The organism is Aquimarina pacifica (assembly GCF_000520955.1).
GTDB classification, from domain to species: Bacteria; Bacteroidota; Bacteroidia; order Flavobacteriales; family Flavobacteriaceae; genus Aquimarina; species Aquimarina pacifica.
Map to the genome: position 1 here is coordinate 95,274 of NZ_JACC01000009.1, position 21,362 is coordinate 116,635.

Consider the following 21,362-nt stretch of genomic DNA (forward strand, 5'->3'; position numbering starts at 1 on the left):
GTTTTAAATATTAGGGTTCTTAAATTTCATTATACTTGAGGTCCCTTTGGTCCCTCCTGGTAATACATATTGCATTTTTACATTATAATACCCGGGTGTTATTGCCTTAAATTCTCCGTTAATGATATAGTTATACTTCTGTATTTGGCTTTGATATTTTGAAGTGTTTCCTAAATATTTGTTAGCAATCTTATACCTAATATTATAGAAATCTTCGATATAGTGATAGGGTAGATTATAGCGAAAAGGAATTCTTATATCGAGTAATGAATATGAGGGTTGACTCTCTAAATAAGTGCTATACCAAGTTATAGTATGCATAGCTTTTGTTGGTGGGACTCCTAATTCTTTTGTATCTCTATCTAAGGTGAATTCTGGTTCTAATGGATATCCTTGGTATACTAAGGGATATACGGTGTTGTTATAATAAGAATCATCTAAAATAGCTTCTGTAGCGACCAAAGGTTGAAATTCTGTATATGTACTTCCATTTAGTTCTAAAATACTAAAGCGTTCTGACGGAGCTACATCCGTTATTAGCGTATGAACAAGTGTATTTATAGGAACTAAAAAGTACTGAGAAACTACTTTGGCATCTATTTTTTGTTTAAAAGTATTATAAGCACTTGTTTTTATGGTATATGCAAGCATTTCTATTTCTACTCCATCTTTGGCTACGTCCTGTGCTTGCTTATTTAGGAGCTCTACGGTATTTCCTTCTTGTCCTGTTTCTTGCGAAACATATTCCTCTTCTTCATACTCTTGTACCTCTTGGTTTATCGGATAACTAACCATTCTAAACTGATATTCTCTTTGATTGCTTACATCAGGAATATCGAAGGTTACCTTTTTTTCTGCTTGGTTATATACTACCTTATCCGTCTGTTTGAAATCAATATCACTTGTGAATTCTATGCGTTGTTTCCAATCTGTTTCTGGACCAAATAGATACGATTGTCCCCTGTCTAGTTGTATATATCCTATGCTCGTTTCGTTTTGATAAAAATTGTCTTGATCAATAACGGGGTAGCAATATTCAATATTTGATATCGGAATGTAATTAGGAGCTTCGCCTGTTTGGAAGGTTATTTCTTCAATTTCTTGTGCAACTTCTCCGTCTTGCTTCAGTGTAACCCAAGTCCCAGATTGCCTTTGTTGAAAACTCACTTTTACTACAAAATGCAAAGAAGAATTAGGAGGAAGAATTTCTGTGGATATAAAATTAGCAACATCATTATTAGAGTTCCATTCTAATTTTCCTTCAATTGGAGTTCCTTCTTTAGAAAGTAATAGCTCATCCAGTAGGATTCGATATGTACCGATACCCTCATCATCTTCGAATTGAAAAGCTTCATTTATTTTCATATTGAAGGCTACTTGTGGTACAGCAAACACATCCACATTGCTTGATTCATTTTTAGGTTTTATATTTGAAATTATTTTTACACCATCTAACGGAGCTGTATTTACTAGTTCACATTCTTGTCCTAACTCTAGCATAAAATTAAATTCTCCTTTGGCAAGTCCGCCTAGTACATTGTAATATCCACCAACATATCCCCTAAACCAAGCAGGATTAGGTAGTTTGGCTTGCAAAAGAATGGCGGCGCCAGCGGTTAAAATGGGCGCTTTTTTTTCTTTACCTAATAGTTTTATGCGTATCCCTAATTCTCCTTGTAGATAGGCATAGGCCTGACCATTGGCATACCAACCATCAATACCAATTTGTCCACTGCTTTTACAAGCAGTTTCGCCATAATCTTTGAGCATAATATCAAAACCAAGACCTACCTGAAAACGCGCATATAACATTAAGAAGCCCATATTACCGGTATCCACACTTAAACTCATCCCAAAAGCGAATCCACTACCTTCTCCCAGTTGATTTAAGTCTCTCATATAATCAAGAGTATCCATATCAACTCCCAAAATGTCAGCAACAATCTGAGGAGGTGGCGGACTGCCAGGTATTTTGTCTCCTACCATTAAGTATGAGGTTACTTGCAAGCTTGCACCTCCTAATCCGATTTGTAACCCTACGGGATCTGTAGGGGTTCCCATATGTAGATACCATTCTTTGGGAGCACAATGAAAAACGGCCCAGCCTGCTCTTCCTTTTTCTCCGACGCCACTAAAAATATTTCCCGGAGTATTAACAAATACTTCCATTTCGGCATGAAATACTTTGTTCTGAAAATCCATTTCCATAGAGAAGTTAGCATCGATACCAATATCTAATGTTAATCCATCTTGAGGAAAAGCGAGTTTACTGTAATCGACAAGGTTTGTTTCTTTCAATTTATTCATTGCCGCATTATCTGCTCCCAAACTATTGACTTTATCCTCCATGGCGGTCATCTTGTCTTTAAATTGGTCTCCAAACCCGAAGTCTAAAGCTTTTACGATATGGGCTTCTCCAAAAAACATCACTCTGTTAAGTCCGCCATTATTATTAAATGCCAATTCGAACCCAACTTTGCCATTTAATGCTTTTTCATTTCCTAAGGCAAAACCTATTAAAGCTCTAAAACCGAGATAAGTGTCTCTGTCCGGCACGTAGGATTGTCCTGAGGGAATTCCTGCAGAATAAGTACCAGGAGCTTTTCCCATATGATAATAGGCTCCACCTCCAAACCCATTGACAATTACGGGTCCGATATAGACTTTTGTAGGAGCATTGGATAAATCAACATAGGCATCTAGATACCAATATCTAAAATCTGTTTTTCCAAAGCATGCGGTAACATCTACTTTTATTCCTACAAAATCAGCACTTACTTCTCCATAAAAACCATCACCATAGACTGGGTCGTCTTCTCTAATATCAACAAAACCATCTATTTTTATGGCTCCCATATCGGCTTTAACGGATATTCTATTGACTTTAATACGATCAAATTTCCAATGTTGTAGGCCATCATTTTCGCCAAATTTCCCTACAATTTCTAGATCAGTTCCCCCAGCAAAACCTTTAGACATTAAATTAACATCGATGCCAAAATGTAGCGATGCTGTATCATCACTAGCCGTGACTCCTATATCAGAAATTGTAACCGGAAAATTGGCGAATTTTATTTCACCAGAGTACCCCATGTAATCTACTTGAAAATAAGGAGCTTCGGATTGCAATTGTAACTTCTCAAAAGTTACACCCTTAAAATCGACAGTAGCCTTGTCGGGATTAGTACTATTACTACCTCGAATAGTAAGACTGCCGTGTAATACTGCTTTGGGTTTGAATTTATTATCCTCGACTTTGAGTTCGATATAGGAATTTTTTGTTAAGGTGGCTTGCGCTTTAAAAACATTGAACGAAATGTCGTTTTCTGTTTCTACAGTAAGTTGGTATTCATCGTTTACGGGATCAATTAAGGCAGTATATTTTAATCCTTTCTTGTTGAGGGTTTCACTGTCCTGACTATCTGATTCTGTTACTTTATCGGTTACAGGTAATACAATCTTACCATCGAATGCAGCACTTACAATGTCATTAGTCACAATTTTTGCTTCGATATGATCGACACTGAACTGCCATTTTGAGGCTTCACCTTCATGAAGCGGTAAAATATGATCTACCGTAAAATCAGCAGATACCCCCATCCCATCAATTAATAGGTTAGAGGCTTCAAAAAACACTCTTTCGGTATCGTCTCTTTTTTTAAATTGTTTAGGGAGAACGACTTTTAGGCTGTTTACATAGACACCTCTCCATGCATTTTCATTACCAGGGATCAAATATTGATCATATCCATCTGGAAATACTACGTCACTAGAGTTGTTTACATCACTAAAATCGAAAACTGCCGTATTTAGTTCAAAAACTAATCCTGCTTTACCAGAACCATCAGCAGTATTATTTTTTGTTAATTGAAAAGCAGGAAGGTTAATTTCTACCAATATGTCATTCCAATCTTCGACAGTTGCCTTAAAGCTTCCTTTTACTTTTTGTGAGGTATCAGAAATCACCTTATAATTAGTGTCTACTGGCTCTAACATGTTTCTAGAAAATATAACATCAGCTGCAATACCTAACTCTTTAAATCCGCTGCAATCAATAGTAGCATATGTTTCTTGTTCGATGTTTCCTGTTTGCATATCAAAACCACCTTTAAGAACTACCAGATTATTGCCGCCATTAATAGGTATTGCGGCATCTCCGAGTAAAACTAGATTGGCCTCTCCATAAATTCCTCCTTGATGAGATAATTTGATATTGTTCGCTCCAAAAAATAACTGTTTTTGATTTCCTTGTTCATCTAGTTGAGGGATAACAATTCTAACAAATGCTGTTACTTCGGTATACTCGGGAGTAAAACGAGCATCACTAATACCCATTATATAGGTAAGGTTGCCTATTTCTTTTTTTACTCCAACAGGTAAAGTAACAAGATCGTCGGGTGAAATGAGATCAATATAATTTTGAGAAGTTTCTAAATCATTGATAACAGCTATTGCTTCTGCTATATGATCATTGGTAATATCATCTAGAATAAAATTATTCTTAATGTAGTCGCTATTAAATTCACTGATTTCTGGAGAATAAGAAGAGGTTTTAAGTACGTTGTCAAGACTTTTGAACTTTTTTGTCTTTATGGTACTTGATGAAGTAGAATATAAAAGGCTGTCTTTTATTTTATCATTTTTCTCATAGGAGAAGCCTGAAAAAGTAAATGCAAAAAATAATAAGGGCCATAAAATTTTCATACTAAATGCGAGCTGGTTTAATTAATTGGTAATGAACTAGAGCATGTGTTTTTTTAATTAACACGTTGAAAAAGAAAATCTTCTAGAGGGATCTTCTAATCAAGGTAGTTCTGTTTTCTGACGTTATTGAATTAATTGTTAATTTGCTACCAGTAATTTATTTTGTTGAAGAATCACTTGTACTTTATCAAAAAGCAGAGGAGTTGTTATTTTAAAAGCTACGTTCATTTTCTTTGTTTTAAAATTATGAGGTGTAAAAAAACAAACTTATTAGATCATAGTTTGGTCAATCTGTATCACAAACTGGTCAATTTCAGTGTTTAAATCCAAGGAAATCTTATTGCATACTCTTTTTAACTAAAAAAGCCTGATAACAATTGTTATCAGGCTTTTTTAGTTTTTTATAAAAGAAGTAAAAATCTACTTACTATACTTTAGTGTTTATAGGTCTTTCTTGCCTCTTGCGCCCAAGTTAAAAGAGCTTGCTTTTCTGTATCGGTTATGTTTCCATGCAACAAAGTATATGATTTTAGAGGCATTTCTCCTTCTTCAACCTCCTCAATAAGTTCTTCTAGTTTGTGATCTTTTTTCTTATCAGAATAGGTCTCCCATTTAGAAACATTAAAATGCTCATTCCCCTCTTCGATATGGTGACCGATCCATAGAGAAATAGGGGCTACTTCTGCATACCACGGATACGTTGATTTATTACTATGGCAGTCATAGCATTTACTCTCTAGTAGTGTTAGGACTTCTTTGCTGGGTTTGGTTTCTTGTTCAAAAGCAGCTACCTCGCGATATTCAGCATTGTTTTTGGCCGGACGATAGAATTGAATCCCAACTAAAGCGATAAGTAATAAGATCAGAATTTTTTTGACGATTTTCATGATATTAACGTTCTAAATTTTTATTTGCAATGTAGCATAAAAATTTCTATCTGAAGATGGTATAATTCCTGGCCCAGGATATCCGGTTGCTCTTCGTGTAAAATAGTAATTATCTAATAGGTTATTTATGCCTGCTTCTAATTTAAACCTTTTGTATGAATAAGATATCGAAAGATCTAAAACATCATAGGCAGGAATTTCGCCAATTACTCCGCTCAAATTACTTTCTACAGAATTGGTTGCATCTGTAAATTGTGAAGATAAATAGGTGTATTGTAGGCTACTTAACAGGTTTTTGTAACCAAATCGGATACCCGTCTTGATATTTACGTTAGGAACAAATTCTACATTGTTACCTGCGACTCCGTTTTCTTGCGATCTAGTATATTCAGAATTTATGAAAGACGTGTTTATAAAGTAATTAAAAGTGTATTCATTGTCTTTGATAAAGAGTTTATTAATATTTATATCAATCAGAGATTCTATACCGTACATTACTGCATTACCTACATTCCCTCGTTCGGTTTTTACACTTCCATCCTCAAATTCGCGTTGTACAAAACCAATTCTGTCATTGTAGAACAAGCTAAAAACTCCGGCATCGTAGGATATAATGTTGTCAAAATTTCCTCGTATGCCAATATCTGTGGTAAGTCCTTTTTCATCATCAATATCGGGATTGATCGCAAAAGCGGGGTTGACCGTACTGATATCTGTAAACGTTACGGATCTATAGTTTTGAGAAACATTTCCATAGACTTCAACGGCATCAGAGGGTTTATAACTGGTTCCTAGCCCTAGTAATATAAAAGAACGTTCTCGGCTATCCTTTTCATCGATAGTTTCATTAAGAATTACATTACCCGCAGCATCTGTATTTATTCTTTTAAAAAAACCATCACTTTCGGTTTTGATATATTCTAACCTAAACCCCGGCGTAATCGATAATTTGTCTGTAAGATATACTATGTTTTCTCCAAAAACTGAAACATTTAGATTAGGGTAGGTGTACGTATTCTGATTCGAATAGTTGGGGTAGGAGTCTAGTTGAAAGTCAAAATTAGCATCAGCCCCATCAGAACCTGGTCCCTGTTGAGTTTCGTTATTGGCTTTATAAAATTTGGACCCAAACAGTGCGGTAGCTTTTTTACCAAATAGGGTATATTTATGTAATAAGCGTGCTTCGAATCCAAAATTATTAAAATCTCCTTTGATAAGATCTCGTTCCTCTTCTGGGTCTACTTGATCAACTCTATTTGTTCTAAAACCTAGCGCATATCTAGAGGCTTGAAGCCCAAATGCATTGAAGGTAAAGTTCGTTTTTTCTGAAAATTGATGTGATAATTTTGCGTTATAAAGTAGCCAATCTACCTGAAACCAGTTTCGAGCTCGGTTGCTTTGAAAAGGATCCTCATTAAACATAGCGTCTGTAAGACCACCAGCTTGTTGAGCAAGATAACGGATGTAAGTCACTTCTCCGCTCAATTTTGTTTTTTCGGTAATTGCATAGCCCAGATGAGCGTACGCATTTTTAGATTCGAATTGTGAATTGGGTCTAAAGCCATCTCCACTTTTGTAATTAAAAAAAGAATAATAACTCAGCTTATTTTTGGTCCCACTAACACTTGTAAAGTTGGTATATAAATTATTATTTCCTACCGTGTTTCTGGTGATAAATTCAAAAGGTTTATCGGGATTAGGTGATTTCATTATGAAATTTACAAGCCCACCAAATTGAGTGCCATATTGTAATGATGCAGCTCCTCGAATAATTTGTACTTCTTGCAAAGCTTCTGCACTAGGGGTATAATAACTTTCTGGATATCCTAATACATCTGCGCTTATATCATATCCATTCTGCCTAGTATTAAAATTAGCAGTTCTATTGGGGTCAAGACCTCTTCCTCCTATGTTCAGCTGCAACCCAGCATCATCATTCTGAAAAATATTTAATCCAGCTACCTGACTATATATTTGTCGCGCATTATTAGATGCCAGACTAGCCATAGATTGATCAACAAGCACAACTTCTGTTTTTTTACCAGCATAAATAGCCGTTTCTTCTACATCATTGAGTCTTTTTAAATTAAATATTTCTGCTTTTCTGGTCGTAATTTGTACCTCTGATAATTCAATACCACTAGAGGATAAGATATTGTTAACAACCATATCACCATTTATCTGTATCGTTTTTTCTGATATCTGGTGATCATATCCAAAGAAAACCAGTGTTATGGTATTTAAGGAAGTGGTAAATTCATAATACCCATTAGCATCTGTTTTAGTAATCAAACCTTTAGATTTATTATAAATATCAACTTCGGGTATAGGAAGATTGGTTTCTTTTGCTGTTATTACTCCTGATATTTTATATTGAGCGTGTATCGAAATACTTAATAGGCTCAATATTATGAGCGCTTTATAGTCCTTTAATGTCATCTTTAAAAGGTAAGATCCAATGTTTATGTTTAAATGATTCTTTTTCTCGGTACAAATCTACTTCTTTATCTACAAAAGGTTGGCTCAATCTGCCATTTAATGCAACATAACTTTCTGCAAAAACCTGTACCTCTTTATATCCTTGTGCAGTAAAGTGATCTCCCAGATAATGTGCATATTCTAAGATGAAATCAGGTTGAAAACTCATTTGTTTTTCCTGTAGTGGAGTCAAAAAGTCTGTGTTATTAACATAGAAGGAGGCGTTTGTTTTCTTGTCAACGATCTTAAATGTAGTGTGTCCCATTTTTTCTATAAGCATTACACGCCATGAAAATCGATAGCCTTCTTCGGTCCAAAATAGTTCTCCAGGATAAAGCATATATCTAAAAGGGAGTAGTAATTGAATGACGAAAAAAATAGTTATTATATATGGAGTTTTAGAGTTTTTGGGGTACCTAAAATGGTCCAGTCTTAAAATATTACCAAATGCAGATTTGGATACATAGGAGATTCCTTTTTTGAATACCGAAATAATTTTATGATGAAAACGTGCTTCAAAGAAAATTAAAGAACTAATAATCATAATATACGGAAACATCCCAATCGGAAACAAAACTCTTGTAAATACATGAAAAATGACTACGAGCACAAATGCAAACCATCTAGTTCTTCGATATAGTAAAAGAAAAGGGATCATTAAATCATATAACATTCCTGACCAACTCATGGCATAATGAAACCAATCTTCTTGCAAAAGTGTTTCTCCTAGTATGGGCAGATCATATTTCGAGGGAAGCCATATTTTGAGTGGCATCGCTTTTTGTAACCAATCAGAATTGAGCTTGGCCAGCCCTGCATAGAAATATACAATGGCAAGCAATAGTTTTATACTATCAATGGTCCATGCAGGTATGTTTTTATAAGATTTTTGGGTAATAATACAATCAATAGAATAATAGCGATGAGCGGGTAAAAATAGAAGTAGAAAACTCAAAATACTAATAAAATAGTAGTGATTGAGGTAAGTAGTTTTTTCTAGTAATTCTATGTATGTAAAACTCACAAAAAAAGTAAGTATCGAAACTCGATACTTAAATCCAATTGCGACAAAAAATGCAGACAGTCCACATAAAAAAAATAAGATATAGGTATAGTTTCCTATAGATTGTACCCATTCAAAACCATAGTAAGAAAAATGAAATTTGGGAGTGATATATACAGATTCTATCCATCCTTTATACCAGAACCTAATGATGCTCAAACACATCATAAAGCCAAACCCGATTCTAAACACGGCCAAAGGAGCCGAGTCTGTTTGTTTGTTGAGGTATGTGTTAAATAAGGTTCTCATTATGTGAAAAAAGCTGTCTATGGTTTAAAGACAGCTTTCGTAATTTTATACCAATTTTAATTTGGGTTTTTTATTTGGATATATTCGGTGTGTTTTTTGGCTTAGTCGCCATCAGCATCTACATAATCAACACTGATATTAAAGACTTGCAGCATATCTACTTTAAGAAGAACAACGGCAGTCTGTAGTGCATCATATGACTGTGTCATTTTGGTATTATCCGTATTTACTTGTTCAAAGAAATTTTCGTCTAATGCTTCTATTTTTTCTTCTGCTGCTTCGAATTGATCGTTGATCATAGTAGATAAATCAGCTTTGTCTAAGGCCGTTAAATATGAAGCAAAACTAGCTCCTGATCCCGAACCGTTATAGTGATTTCCGTTAAAAATATCTTTAACTGCTTCTAATGCAATAATAGATAATTCTTTAGAGATTTCTTTGTTATAGAAAGCCTCGACTTTTTCTGGTAAAGGAGTTGTCGAAAATACACCTGCAGGAATTCCTATTTTATTAGCTCTCAATCCTTTTTCATAATAGAAAATAAAATCATTTACGAACTTATTTACTGCACTTGATGCAGTATTTTCTGTACTGGATACAAAGGTGTCTCTATAACCATTTGTCCAGCTAGATAGTACTTCTTCTGTAAGCAATTTCATTTGATTAATAACATCAGATAAATATGTTTTATGCTTTTCTGCTTCTGAACCAGTACTGTACTTTGCCAAAATTGCTTCTTCAGTTTCTGCAATTCCGTATAATAAATAATCTATAGCAGGAAAACCAACAGCATCATTGTTATTAGGTATTGTAAGGTCATAATTTCCTGAAGCAATATTGTTTTCGATATCAGCTACAGTGGTAGGGTAAATATTCATCTGGAAATGATATAATATTTCTTCTGCCTTTCCTATATTAAATACCTCAACATATTGCCAAGCCTTATATGCCTCTAACCACGAATCTTGCAAATTAGATAAGTTTTCCTCATTAGGAGTTTCAATAAATGTATTTTTAGAAATTACTAAGGCATCTAGTTCGTTATTTAGATTCTCATAAGAAGGTATAATTATGTTGTCAGCTAGATTGGTCAATAATGCACCTCTATCAAAATCATTTGTGTCACCTCCAGTCTCAGAACTATCATCTGATTCTGTGCATGAAAATGCAATTACAAACAAAAATGCAACTGCGAAAAATCTTTTAATCATAACTCAATTTTTTTAATGCAAAAAGTAGTTGTCTACTTTTTCAAGTAAGACAACTACTATAATATAGTTAAAGAACTATCTCTTTTTTATTAGCTTCCTGCTTGTGCAACTGTAAATGTAAATTCAGCAGCAATCGTATCAGAAATTTGATCTAGTGTTTCTTCGGTTACATCCCAAAAACCATTATCTGTCATTAGCTGATCAATAAACCCGTCAACTTCAGATTTTGTGAAATACGGGGTATCTGTACCCGGTATTCTTGTAAATTGAAGACTGTATATAAATCCAAACCCTTCTGATAAATCATGAAATGCACTTGCATAATCGGTTCCCAAATTCAATTTCCCTTGTTGTAGGTAGTACACTGCACGGATTGCTATAATTTTAGAAACTTCACCTCTAATAATTTCAGCTTGCTCGTCTCTTACAGTATAGTCTTTTGCTTCAATTGCAGCTCTCCCTAATTTGAAAGCATTGTATATAGTTTCGGCAATACCAGCAAAATCGGTATCATCTTCTACTCTTGATAGGTATTTGTTAAGGAAACTATCTGCACCTAATTCAGGAGCTTCGGTATCAGCCTCTGCGCCATATAGATATCCATAGGCTTCATCCCATTTGTGCTCCATAGTGGTATAATCTTTACCTTCTGCAAGAACATCATTATCATTATCATCTCTGTTGTCTCCTTCATCAAGCACTGCTGTACTCAAATAATTGTTAAGCATTTGATCTACCATTAATGCTCCTATCAAAGATTTATTTATGGCTTGATTTAATTCTAATCCTTTTGCGTTAATATAACGAGTAGATCCACCTCCTGCTTCTTGTAATTGTCCTGCAACTCCAGAAGAAGCTAAGTCATCCCATTTTGTAAAGACATCGGCAACTTGTGATGCAATCCAATCATCAAATTGTCCTTTTATAGCTGTAGCATCAGTAGTATTTGCAGAAAAGAAATCTGCAGATGCTGCAGTCTTACTGCGTATACTTTTATCAGAAGCATTTAAGTCGGCATCTGTAAAATCAGAATCACCCTCTGCATGCGCAAACATGGCATCTAATTCTTCTTCTTCTCTTGCACTGTCTACAAGTGCAGAAATGAATTCTTCTGCCATTGCAATTCTAGTGGTTTGTCCGCTAAAGCTAACTGTCGAGTTTCCATCTCTTGTAAATGCATAAGTTGCAGGAGCGGTTACTTCTGTTTCTTGGTCGTTGGTTCCATCATCATCAGATGAACATCCTGTAAATAATAGGGTTGAAAATGTGAATATCCCTAGAATAATTTTTTTCATAACTTTAATCAAGTTTTATTTGGAATAAATAAAAATAATGGCGCAAAATTAGGTAAGTTAATTTAATCACGCAAATTAATTTAGATTTATTCTTAATAAAATTAAAGGCTTTTTTCGAGAAAGAAAAACGAGTAAAAGTGTTCTTTTTTGTGATGAAGCCGATGAACTAAATAGTATTCTAGTCCATGAGGTAAAGGTGTAATATAATTTCTAACTTAAAATGCTGCATTTTATTTGGATCATTTTACAATCAGAAATGGTATAAAAAGGAATATATAGTTGGTAGGAGATTGTTTTTTGGTACCGAAAAGTGATTTCATTAAAATAAAAAAAGCACTACATGCTGTAGCGCTTTGAAACATAAGATCGAGGTTGCTCTGCGGCTAATGAATGATGCGAACATCTGCTGCCGTAGGACCTTTTTTCCCATCAGTCTCATTGTACTCTACTTTGTCACCTTCGTTTAATGCTTCACCATCAATTCCTGAGATGTGCACAAAAATGTCTTTTCCTGTTTCGTCGTTAGTAATAAATCCGTAACCTTTTGATTCATTAAAAAATTTTACTGTTCCTTCCATTGTAATAAAAAATAATATAAATTTGAGTATTAAAGGTAGCTTTAAATTTTTTAGAAATCATTATTTAAATGTGAATATTTTAAATTTCAGCGTTTTGCTTCCTTATTATTGGTCTTATACTCCCTCATTTTTTTAATATTTTCCTCTGTGAGCATGTAGTCTGATACTTTTTTATTTTTCCATCGATGATATATAAAAATGGGCATCAATACAAAAGAGGCAATTAAGATCCCGGTACCTACTAGTATATCACCTTTGGCATGGTTTCCAGAGTTTTTAAAATAGTACCCGACACAAACCAATGCAATTATAGAGACAAAAAGTATTCTTATAACATATTTCATGTTGCTTTTTTTTAGAGAGAATAATGTATCATATTTTACCTTGTAAAATTAATCAACTTTCTGCGATACGCAGTAAGAAGTTTTGATTTTGAAATAAATCCATAATACTTGCCCTCTTTAATAACGGGCAAATTCCAGGCGCCTGTGTCTTGAAATTTTTTCATTACTTTTTTTACATTATCATCTTCATAAGATATAATGGTGGGTGCTTGAGTCATAAGTGTATCTACCGTTAACTTATGATAGAGACTAATATCGAACATAATGTCTCGTATATCATTTAATGATACAAGTCCTATCAAATGATCAAATTCATCTGTAACTGGAAAAAGATTTCTATTTGATTTTGAAACGGCTTCACTCAATAATTTTTTTAATGTATACTCAGGTTTTACGGCTATAAAATTTGTTTCTACACAATCTTCAAGATTCATCAGAGTCATGACAGTTTGGTCCTTGTCATGTGTTAATAAATGCCCTTGTTTTGCTAGTTCATGTGTATAGATATTATGTTCTATTTTATTCTTAGAAATACTAAAGGATATTGCGGTAGTAATCATTAGGGGTACTAGCAATTCATAACTAGTGGTGATTTCTGCAATAAGAAATATCGATGTTAATGGTGCATGCAGTACTCCGGCAATAAGTCCCGCCATACCTAGTAATGTAAAATTTGCTTCAGAAACATGAAAACCTAGACCAATATTATTGATGACTTTAGAAACCACATTGCCTAAGGCACTACCCATGACCATTGTAGGGATAATGATTCCTCCAGAACCTCCAGCGGCAAAAGTGGTTGTCATTGCAATAGCTTTAAAAATGGTAATACCACCAATTAGTGCAATAATGACCCATATGTTATCGGTAATAGTATCAAAAGGGGTTTTGCCAATGGCACGAAGATGATCCCCACTCAGTAGATCATTAATAAAACTAAGCCCTTCTCCATAAAGGGGGGGAATGAAGTATAACATGACACCGATTGCAATTCCGCCAAGTAGTAATCGATGAATTTTTTTTGGAAAGCGATTAAAAAAACCAGAAATACCAAAGTACATTTTGGTGAAATAAATAGAAGCAAACGCTGTACTAATTGCTAAAATGCAAAAAAAGGGAGTGTCATAAATATCAAATTTTTCAGTGACTTCGAAGCTAAATAAGACTTCGTTTCCCAAAAAGAAATACGATGTTATAATTGCCGAGACAGATGCAAATAGTAGTGGGAGTAAAGAGGCTAATGTCAAATCTAAGCTGAATACTTCTACGGCAAAAACTAAGCCTGCCAATGGGGATTTGAATACTGCAGATATGGCTCCAGCGGCAGCACAACCGATTAATAAAAACCGTGTTTTGGCATTGATCTTAAAGAGATTGCCAATATCCGAACTCAAAGTAGCTCCAGCTCCTACTGCAGGACCTAGTAATCCTACAGAACCACCAAAGCCTACGGTAATGGGAGCGAGAATACTCGGTAGATATCCGTGGATAGGTTTTATTATTCCATTTTTCTTAGAAAGTGAATATAAAATTAGAGGGATAGATGATTTTACTTCTTTTTTGATTACATATTTGGATACTATATATATGATAAGGAGCCCCAAAATAGGAATGATAAAATAGAAAGATGTTTGCCAAGAGATGATATCACTCTCAAGAATAACCTGAATAAGGTGAGTAATGTTCTTTAAGATTAATGATATAAGCCCAGTGGTAAGTCCTACAATGATACTTAGGATAAGAATGAAATTTTTATCTGATATATGACGATATCGCCATTTAAGTACTTTATATAGGAAGGTTTTCTTTTTTATGGCGGTCATAGTGTCTTTTACTATAGAATATAAAATGAGGGTTCAGAACGCAAGGATCCCTTAATTTATTTTATACACTATAAAATTAAGGATTTTGTTTTGGATAACCCTTGGGAATACCTGTATAAGTGATTTGTAGTTGTTGTTAATATGTAGGTATGATTACTCAGTAATGTTTTAATTCAATAATCTTATAAGGGTTACTAATGAAGCTGCTTTAAAGCATTTTTTAGAAATAAGGAAATAACTTGGTAACATTCTACATATTCAAGACACTTATTTATAGAAAACAATTTTTAAGAATTTATGAGGTTACAAGTACTAGTTTGGGTTTTAGTGTGTTTTTGTTTGAATAGTCTTTGGGCACAGAAATATTCATCAACATATGAAAAGGAAATAATAAAACTTTATGAGAAGGATTCGATAAACTATAATCTTTTTGAAAACCTTTTGGTTATTGATTCTTCTATGACTAAAGATTTGGTATCTAAGTATCAAAATCGAGTAGATACCGTGCTTAGAACCTTTCCAGAAAAAGAGGATAAAGAAAAAAGAGAGAAAAAGAGAATAAGAGATATTTATAACGTTTTGCATCAACACTTTCTGAAAAAATATGACCTAAATGCTTATTTTAATGATATTTTTCAAAATGGGAATTATAATTGTGTAACCGCAAGTGCCCTTTATGTATATGCTTTTGAAGAATTAGATATTCCCTACCATATAAAAGAAACTCCTTCTCATGTTTTTTTAATTGCGTATCCAGAAACCTATAAAATCTATTTAGAGACAACGGTTCCTGGTCAATATGGTTTTATTGTACCTAATGATAATGAGATTAGAAAAATTATTGATGAATTGATCAGTTATAAATTAGTTACAAAAGATGAGGTGTTGTCATCGGGATATTCGAAATTTTATGAAGAATATTTTTACGGTAAAGAGTATATCACCAAACAGAGCCTAATAGGAATGCAATATTATAATAAGGGTGTTGTAACTTTTAAAGAAGAGAAGTATGAAGAAGCTTTAAGTAATTTTAGAAAGGCGACTATTTATTATCATTCACCAGTGCTAAAACTATTTGTGAAAAATAGTATGATGCTACAGTTAGATTTTCTGGAGTTAAATACCAGAGAAGATATACATCTATTGAAGGAAGCATTTGATGTTTTGGTGTTTGAAGATGATTTGGGTGAAAACGAGCTAAAGTATTTAATGAATAAAATTGTTACACATGATGATAATAATACTGACTTTATTACCTATGTAATTGATGAGTTTTCTTTATTAAAAAATGAGAAAATTAAGAACTTGGGACTAGCTTATTTTTATGAATATTTAGCAAGGGATCAAGCCACCGATGAAAATAGTGAGGAAGCATTGTTATATAGCGGTAAGCTGTTAGAAATCAATCCAAAAAGTAAAATTGCAAAGAAAATCATCGAATATTTTTGTTTTAGGGATCTCTCGTATTCAACATTCGATGAAGAATCCTTGGAATCTTTTAAAACAATAACCGATAGATATGAATTTATTAAAGAAACGGAGCGTTATCATGTGTATTTGGCACAGTTATGTGCAAGTATTTCTTTTCAAAAATTTATTAATAAAGATATTAATGAAGCAAAAGAATATTTACTGGAATTTGAAAATATTGTGGATACCCATGAAAAGGTGTTCAACAAAGTTAATAAGCAATTAATATCTCAATTATATCTCAAAGCGGGCAATTACTACTATTACAAAGGGCAATATAGAAATTCATATACGATTTTTTCTAAGGGACTTTCTTATTTCGAGGGTAATCATCCAGAGTTACAGAAGAAAGCACAATGGTCTAAAGAGGAGTTTTAGCACTCTCTTTATCGCCCTTGAGTTATTCTTAATTTTCTTAGGTAATGTTTCTACATTTATATGACCTAAAAATAAAAAACTCCGCTATTAAAGCGGAGTTTTTACTAATTGGGGTTTATAAATCCAATTGTATGTTCAATTCTTTGAGTTGTTCCTTATCAATATCTGCGGGAGCATCAATCATTACATCGCGACCACTATTATTTTTTGGGAATGCAATAAAATCTCGGATGGTTTCTTGTCCACCTAAAATAGCAACCAGACGATCAAACCCAAAAGCAATCCCACCATGAGGAGGAGCACCATACTCAAAAGCATCCATTAAGAACCCAAATTGGGCTTTTGCCTCTTCTGGCGTAAAACCGAGATGGTCAAACATGAGTGCTTGTGTTTCTTTGTCATGTATACGAATAGATCCACCACCAATTTCGTTTCCGTTAAGAACTAAATCATATGCATTGGCACGTACTTTTCCTGGTTCGGTATCTAGTAGTGCTATATCCTCTGGTTTTGGAGAAGTGAATGGGTGATGCATTGCATGATAACGTTCGGTATCTTCATCCCATTCTAATAAAGGAAAATCAACTACCCATAGCGGAGCAAATTCTTGGGGGTTTCTCAGCCCCAAACGCTCGGCTATTTCCATACGTAAAGCACTAAGTTGCCCTCTTACTTTATGCGCAGCTCCAGAAAGTACACAGATTAAATCTCCGGCTTTAGCTCCTGTAGTTTCAGCCCATTTTGCCAGATCATCCTGATCATAGAATTTATCTACTGAAGATTTATAAGTTCCATCTTCATTACATTTTACATAGACCATTCCTAATGCTCCTACTTGTGGTCTTCTTACCCAATCGATAAGTTTATCGATTTCTTTTCTGGTATAAGATGCTGCTCCGGGAACAGCAATCGCTACAACTAATTCAGCGTCATTAAATACTTTAAATTCTTTATGTTGCGCCACAGCATTTAACTCACCAAATTTCATCCCAAATCGAATATCTGGTTTGTCATTACCATACGTTTTCATTGCTTCATCATACGTCATTCTTGGGAACTCATCAATAGTTACGCCCTTAATTTCTTGCAATAAATAGCGAGTAAGCCCTTCAAAAATGCCCAAAATATCTTCTTGTTCTACAAATGCCATTTCACAGTCGATTTGTGTGAATTCTGGCTGTCGATCTGCTCTTAAGTCCTCATCTCTAAAACATTTTACAATCTGAAAATATTTATCCATTCCGCCGACCATCAACAATTGTTTAAAAGTTTGAGGCGATTGTGGTAATGCATAAAATTGTCCTTCATTCATTCGGGATGGTACCACAAAATCTCGGGCTCCCTCGGGTGTTGATTTTATAAGGTAAGGGGTTTCTACCTCAATAAATCCGGCATTAGATAGATAGTTACGTACCTGCATCGCTACCTGATGACGAAACATCAAACTATTCTTTACAGGATCGCGACGAATATCTAAATAACGATATTTCATTCTAATATCCTCACCACCATCTGTTTCATCCTCGATAGTAAAAGGAGGAGTCTGTGCTTCATTAAGTATGGTTAATTCTGTTACCAAGATTTCGATATCTCCCGTGGGCATGTTTGGGTTTTTTGACTCACGCTCGATTACCTTTCCTTTAATTTGGATTACAAATTCGCGACCAAGTTTTTGAGAACGCTCTAGTAAGTTTTGTTCAGTTCGTTCTTGATCAAAAACTAACTGTGTTAATCCATAACGATCTCTGATTACTACCCAGTTGATAGCACCCAAATCTTTGATTCTTTGCACCCATCCTGATAAGGTGACTTCGGTATTTATATCTGAGGCGCGTAGCTCACCACACGAATGACTTCTGTACATAGTTGTATTATTAGAGGAGCAAAAATAAGAAGATTAAAGTGAATAGGAATACGTTTTACCGAAAATCCAATGGTAGTATGGTGAGCCAATTATGGTATAATTAGAGTTGCGTTTTTGACATAAATAAATGACGGTATATACGTATAATTATCTGTTAGACAAATATTTGTGGATTTTCTCTATACTGTGTTTAACATTTTTTTATAGAAATATTTTAATAGATTTATTGAAACATACAAATACATCATGATGAAAAAACGAACAATAATTTGCAAAATGAAGGGGCTATTATTTATTATTTTTTTGCCTACAATACTGTTTGCTCAAGAAACTATTACGGGTACTGTAATGGATAAGTCATCTAATCAGGTGATTCCGTTTATCAATATTTTAGAAAAAGGAACCGCTAACGGAACCACTTCTGATATAGATGGTAATTTTTCTGTCGAAGTAGGAGAATTACCCGTCACATTGATATTTTCTTCTGTTGGTTATAAAACCGAGGAACTTTCTGTAACTTCTAATCAAAGGGTTACAGTGTATCTTGAAGAAGGTGCTGTTCTTGATGAAATTGTAATTGTTGGTAACCGAGCTAAACCTAGGACAGTAATCGAATCACCTGTAGCTATCGATAATATAACCTCAAAAGAATTAGCAATAAGTGCGCAACCCGAATTAGATAAAATGATTGCATTTAGAGTTCCGTCCTATAATTCTACACAACAAACAGTATCAGATGCGACAGCACATTTTGACCCGTCAGAGTTGAGGAATTTGGGCCCAAGTAGAACATTAGTGCTTGTAAATGGGAAACGAAAAAATCAGAGTGCCTTAGTATATGTTAATGAGACTCCCGGTCGGGGAGAAGTTGGTGTAGATATGAAAAGTATTCCTGCAGCTGCTATAGAAAGGGTTGAGGTATTACGTGATGGTGCTTCGGCTCAATATGGATCTGATGCAATTGCAGGTGTAATTAATATTATTTTAAAAGAAAACCCTGACAAAACTACAGTTAATTTAGGAACAGGAATTACCACAGAAGGAGATGGCTTTACGTATAGTGGAAGCCTGAATACAACAATTAATCCGAATTTTGGAGGGTACATAAATCTTACCGGAGATTTTTATCATCAAGATTACACAAATAGGGCAGGAGAACCAGGGAATGATTTACTTTTTGGGAATATTTTTGGAGATGAAACACTTTTAAACGGAACAAATTCATGGATTCAGGAAAATCCAGATTTGGGGATGATTGTAGGGCAACCCGAATATGATCGATTAGGGTTGGCGCTTAATGCTAGTTTACCGTATTGTAAAGGAACAGCTGATTTTTATGTTTTTGGGAGTTTCCAAAAAAGAGTCGGAAAAAGTTTTGCTCTTTATAGAACACCATATTGGGTTGGGGATCCTTTTAATTTACTACACGAACCGGGTACGGAGTATCAAGGGTTTCAACCAACTTTTGAAACAGATATTAGAGATAATAGTTTTACCTTGGGTAACCGCTGGAAAATGTTCACAGAGTGGAATTTTGATGTGAGTTACACTTTTGGAGGAAATGCTGTGGATTATGAGGTAAATAACTCACTAAACCCTGCGTTAGGAGCAAATAGCCCAACAAGTTTTGATACTGGTGGATATAGGTTTAGTAATCATATATGGAATTTTGATATCTCAAAAAGTTTTGGAGATGTTAGCCTTGCACTAGGTTCAGAAATTAGACAAGAAAGGTTTGTTACCAAAGCGGGTGATGTTGCTTCGTATATTGATGGTGGTGTGCAATCTTTTCCTGGATTAACGCCAGAAAACGCATTAAATGAATCGAGATCAAATGTAGGTGTTTATGCAGGTCTTGATTGGGATATCAATGAATCTTTTCTGGTCAGTGCAGCAGGGCGCTATGAAGATTATAGTGATTTCGGAGAAAATACTTCATGGAAAATCGCAGCAAGATACCTGTTAAATGATGGTAAGGGAGCTATACGAGCATCTGTAAATACAGCTTTTAGAGCTCCATCTTTGCATCAAATCTATTTAAGCAATATACAAACATTACAATTAGCTGATGGCAGTATAGGACAACAAGGAACTTTTAATAATGTGGACCCGATTATTCTTAATCTTGATACAGGTTTAGGAGTTCCTCAACTCGATGCAGAAGAATCATTTAATATTGCTGCTGGGTTTACTTATAGAGTTACATCTAATTTTTCTGTTGCTGTCGATTATTATAACATAAAAGTCGATGATAGAGTCTTATTTACAAACCCTCTGGGATTTGATGATGATGACAGTACAGTAAATGCGGTAGAGCAGGTGTTATTAGATAATTCTATAGGCAACATTACTTTTTTTGTGAATGCAGTAGACACCAAAACACAAGGGGTAGATGTGGTTGCTAATTATAAAGGATTTACGCTGGGAGATGGTAGTCTTGATATCAATGCAGCTTTTAACTGGAATGAAACTAATATTGATGGAACAATTACTGTTCCCGAAAAAATTCTGAATGCAGGATATACTGATATTTTTAATAGAGAAGAACAATCAAGAATCACAACGGCAAGACCAAACCTCAAGGGGGTTTTAGGGCTTACGTATGATATTTCAAAATTTAGTATTGCTCTTAATAATACTTATTTTGGTGAGGTAATTTGGCAACATCCTACAACTCCTGATTTTGATCAGACTTTTGCAGGTAAAGTAATTACAGATATATCTGTATCTTATAAATTTACGGAGTGGATGACAGCAAAAGCGAGCGCAAATAATGTGTTAAACGTATATCCAGATGAAATCGAAACTTTTGGAGATTTTGGAACGGACCTAGGGGGGAGATTTAGATATCCATGGGAGGTAAATCAGTTCGGTTTTACGGGGACATTTATCCAGGCTGGACTTACGTTTAGTTTTTGAGGACTTTTTTCAAAGTATTAGTATAGTAATTTGATTATATCTAATTATTCTCTTGTTTGTGGTTTTTTCTTGGAACAACCACAAACAAGAGAATAATTA

At 34.4% G+C, this 21,362-nt stretch carries 12 protein-coding genes; 2 read left to right on the forward strand and 10 right to left on the reverse strand.

Annotated elements, in window-relative coordinates:
- Nucleotides 1-3: 3 nt before the first annotated feature.
- From DZ60_RS0106650 to DZ60_RS0106695, 9 genes are all read right to left on the reverse strand, one after another.
- Nucleotides 4-4,704, reverse strand: a complete 4,701-nt coding sequence (locus DZ60_RS0106650) for a hypothetical protein (RefSeq protein ID WP_025741312.1) — start codon at nucleotides 4,702-4,704, stop codon at nucleotides 4-6.
- A 434-nt stretch (nucleotides 4,705-5,138) separates the two neighbouring features.
- Nucleotides 5,139-5,591, reverse strand: a complete 453-nt coding sequence (locus tag DZ60_RS0106660) for a heme-binding domain-containing protein (protein ID WP_025741313.1) — start codon at nucleotides 5,589-5,591, stop codon at nucleotides 5,139-5,141.
- A gap of 12 nt (nucleotides 5,592-5,603) precedes the next feature.
- Nucleotides 5,604-8,030, reverse strand: coding sequence for a TonB-dependent receptor domain-containing protein (locus tag DZ60_RS0106665; RefSeq protein WP_025741314.1), 2,427 nt, complete (start codon nucleotides 8,028-8,030; stop codon nucleotides 5,604-5,606).
- Nucleotides 8,011-9,381, reverse strand: coding sequence for an HTTM domain-containing protein (locus DZ60_RS0106670; protein ID WP_025741315.1), 1,371 nt, complete (start codon nucleotides 9,379-9,381; stop codon nucleotides 8,011-8,013). Before DZ60_RS0106670 ends, DZ60_RS0106665 begins: the two co-directional genes overlap by 20 nt.
- Nucleotides 9,382-9,482: 101 nt before the next feature.
- Complete coding sequence (locus tag DZ60_RS0106675) at nucleotides 9,483-10,592, reverse strand: imelysin family protein (RefSeq protein WP_025741316.1); 1,110 nt, start codon at nucleotides 10,590-10,592, stop codon at nucleotides 9,483-9,485.
- Between the two features lie 89 nt (nucleotides 10,593-10,681).
- On the reverse strand, nucleotides 10,682-11,887 hold the full coding sequence (locus tag DZ60_RS0106680) for a DUF4856 domain-containing protein (protein WP_025741317.1): 1,206 nt from the start codon (nucleotides 11,885-11,887) through the stop codon (nucleotides 10,682-10,684).
- A 383-nt stretch (nucleotides 11,888-12,270) separates the two neighbouring features.
- On the reverse strand, nucleotides 12,271-12,465 hold the full coding sequence (locus DZ60_RS0106685; RefSeq protein ID WP_025741318.1) for a cold-shock protein: 195 nt from the start codon (nucleotides 12,463-12,465) through the stop codon (nucleotides 12,271-12,273).
- An 86-nt stretch (nucleotides 12,466-12,551) separates the two neighbouring features.
- Entirely contained in the window at nucleotides 12,552-12,809 is a 258-nt protein-coding gene (locus tag DZ60_RS0106690) for a hypothetical protein (RefSeq protein ID WP_025741319.1), read from the reverse strand.
- Between the two features lie 35 nt (nucleotides 12,810-12,844).
- Nucleotides 12,845-14,632 (reverse strand): chloride channel protein, encoded by a 1,788-nt coding sequence (locus DZ60_RS0106695; protein ID WP_081740414.1) that lies wholly within the window; start codon nucleotides 14,630-14,632, stop codon nucleotides 12,845-12,847.
- 297 nt (nucleotides 14,633-14,929) lie between these two features.
- Here DZ60_RS0106695 and DZ60_RS0106700 point away from each other — a divergent pair, with 297 nt between their 5' ends.
- Nucleotides 14,930-16,480, forward strand: coding sequence for a hypothetical protein (locus tag DZ60_RS0106700; RefSeq protein ID WP_025741321.1), 1,551 nt, complete (start codon nucleotides 14,930-14,932; stop codon nucleotides 16,478-16,480).
- 115 nt (nucleotides 16,481-16,595) lie between these two features.
- Here DZ60_RS0106700 and aspS read toward each other — a convergent pair whose 3' ends face one another.
- Nucleotides 16,596-18,344, reverse strand: coding sequence for an aspartate--tRNA ligase (aspS, locus tag DZ60_RS0106705; protein ID WP_025741322.1), 1,749 nt, complete (start codon nucleotides 18,342-18,344; stop codon nucleotides 16,596-16,598).
- Between the two features lie 276 nt (nucleotides 18,345-18,620).
- Between aspS and DZ60_RS25670 the strand changes: the two genes are divergently transcribed.
- Nucleotides 18,621-21,263: a TonB-dependent receptor gene (locus DZ60_RS25670; RefSeq protein ID WP_034228952.1), complete on the forward strand. Its 2,643-nt coding sequence runs from the start codon at nucleotides 18,621-18,623 to the stop codon at nucleotides 21,261-21,263.
- Nucleotides 21,264-21,362: the final 99 nt, after the last annotated feature.

What these genes read in the sequence shown, in the direction of transcription:
- DZ60_RS0106670 (WP_025741315.1), bottom strand. Translation starts at nt 9,381, where the DNA reads ATGAGAACCTTATTTAACACATACCTCAACAAACAAACAGACTCGGCT.
- DZ60_RS0106680 (WP_025741317.1), bottom strand. Translation starts at nt 11,887, where the DNA reads ATGAAAAAAATTATTCTAGGGATATTCACATTTTCAACCCTATTATTT.
- DZ60_RS0106695 (WP_081740414.1), bottom strand. Translation starts at nt 14,632, where the DNA reads ATGACCGCCATAAAAAAGAAAACCTTCCTATATAAAGTACTTAAATGG.
- DZ60_RS25670 (WP_034228952.1), top strand. Translation starts at nt 18,621, where the DNA reads ATGAAGGGGCTATTATTTATTATTTTTTTGCCTACAATACTGTTTGCT.
- DZ60_RS0106700 (WP_025741321.1), top strand. Translation starts at nt 14,930, where the DNA reads ATGAGGTTACAAGTACTAGTTTGGGTTTTAGTGTGTTTTTGTTTGAAT.
- DZ60_RS0106660 (WP_025741313.1), bottom strand. Translation starts at nt 5,591, where the DNA reads ATGAAAATCGTCAAAAAAATTCTGATCTTATTACTTATCGCTTTAGTT.
- DZ60_RS0106665 (WP_025741314.1), bottom strand. Translation starts at nt 8,030, where the DNA reads ATGACATTAAAGGACTATAAAGCGCTCATAATATTGAGCCTATTAAGT.
- aspS (WP_025741322.1), bottom strand. Translation starts at nt 18,344, where the DNA reads ATGTACAGAAGTCATTCGTGTGGTGAGCTACGCGCCTCAGATATAAAT.
- DZ60_RS0106690 (WP_025741319.1), bottom strand. Translation starts at nt 12,809, where the DNA reads ATGAAATATGTTATAAGAATACTTTTTGTCTCTATAATTGCATTGGTT.
- DZ60_RS0106650 (WP_025741312.1), bottom strand. Translation starts at nt 4,704, where the DNA reads ATGAAAATTTTATGGCCCTTATTATTTTTTGCATTTACTTTTTCAGGC.
- DZ60_RS0106675 (WP_025741316.1), bottom strand. Translation starts at nt 10,592, where the DNA reads ATGATTAAAAGATTTTTCGCAGTTGCATTTTTGTTTGTAATTGCATTT.
- DZ60_RS0106685 (WP_025741318.1), bottom strand. Translation starts at nt 12,465, where the DNA reads ATGGAAGGAACAGTAAAATTTTTTAATGAATCAAAAGGTTACGGATTT.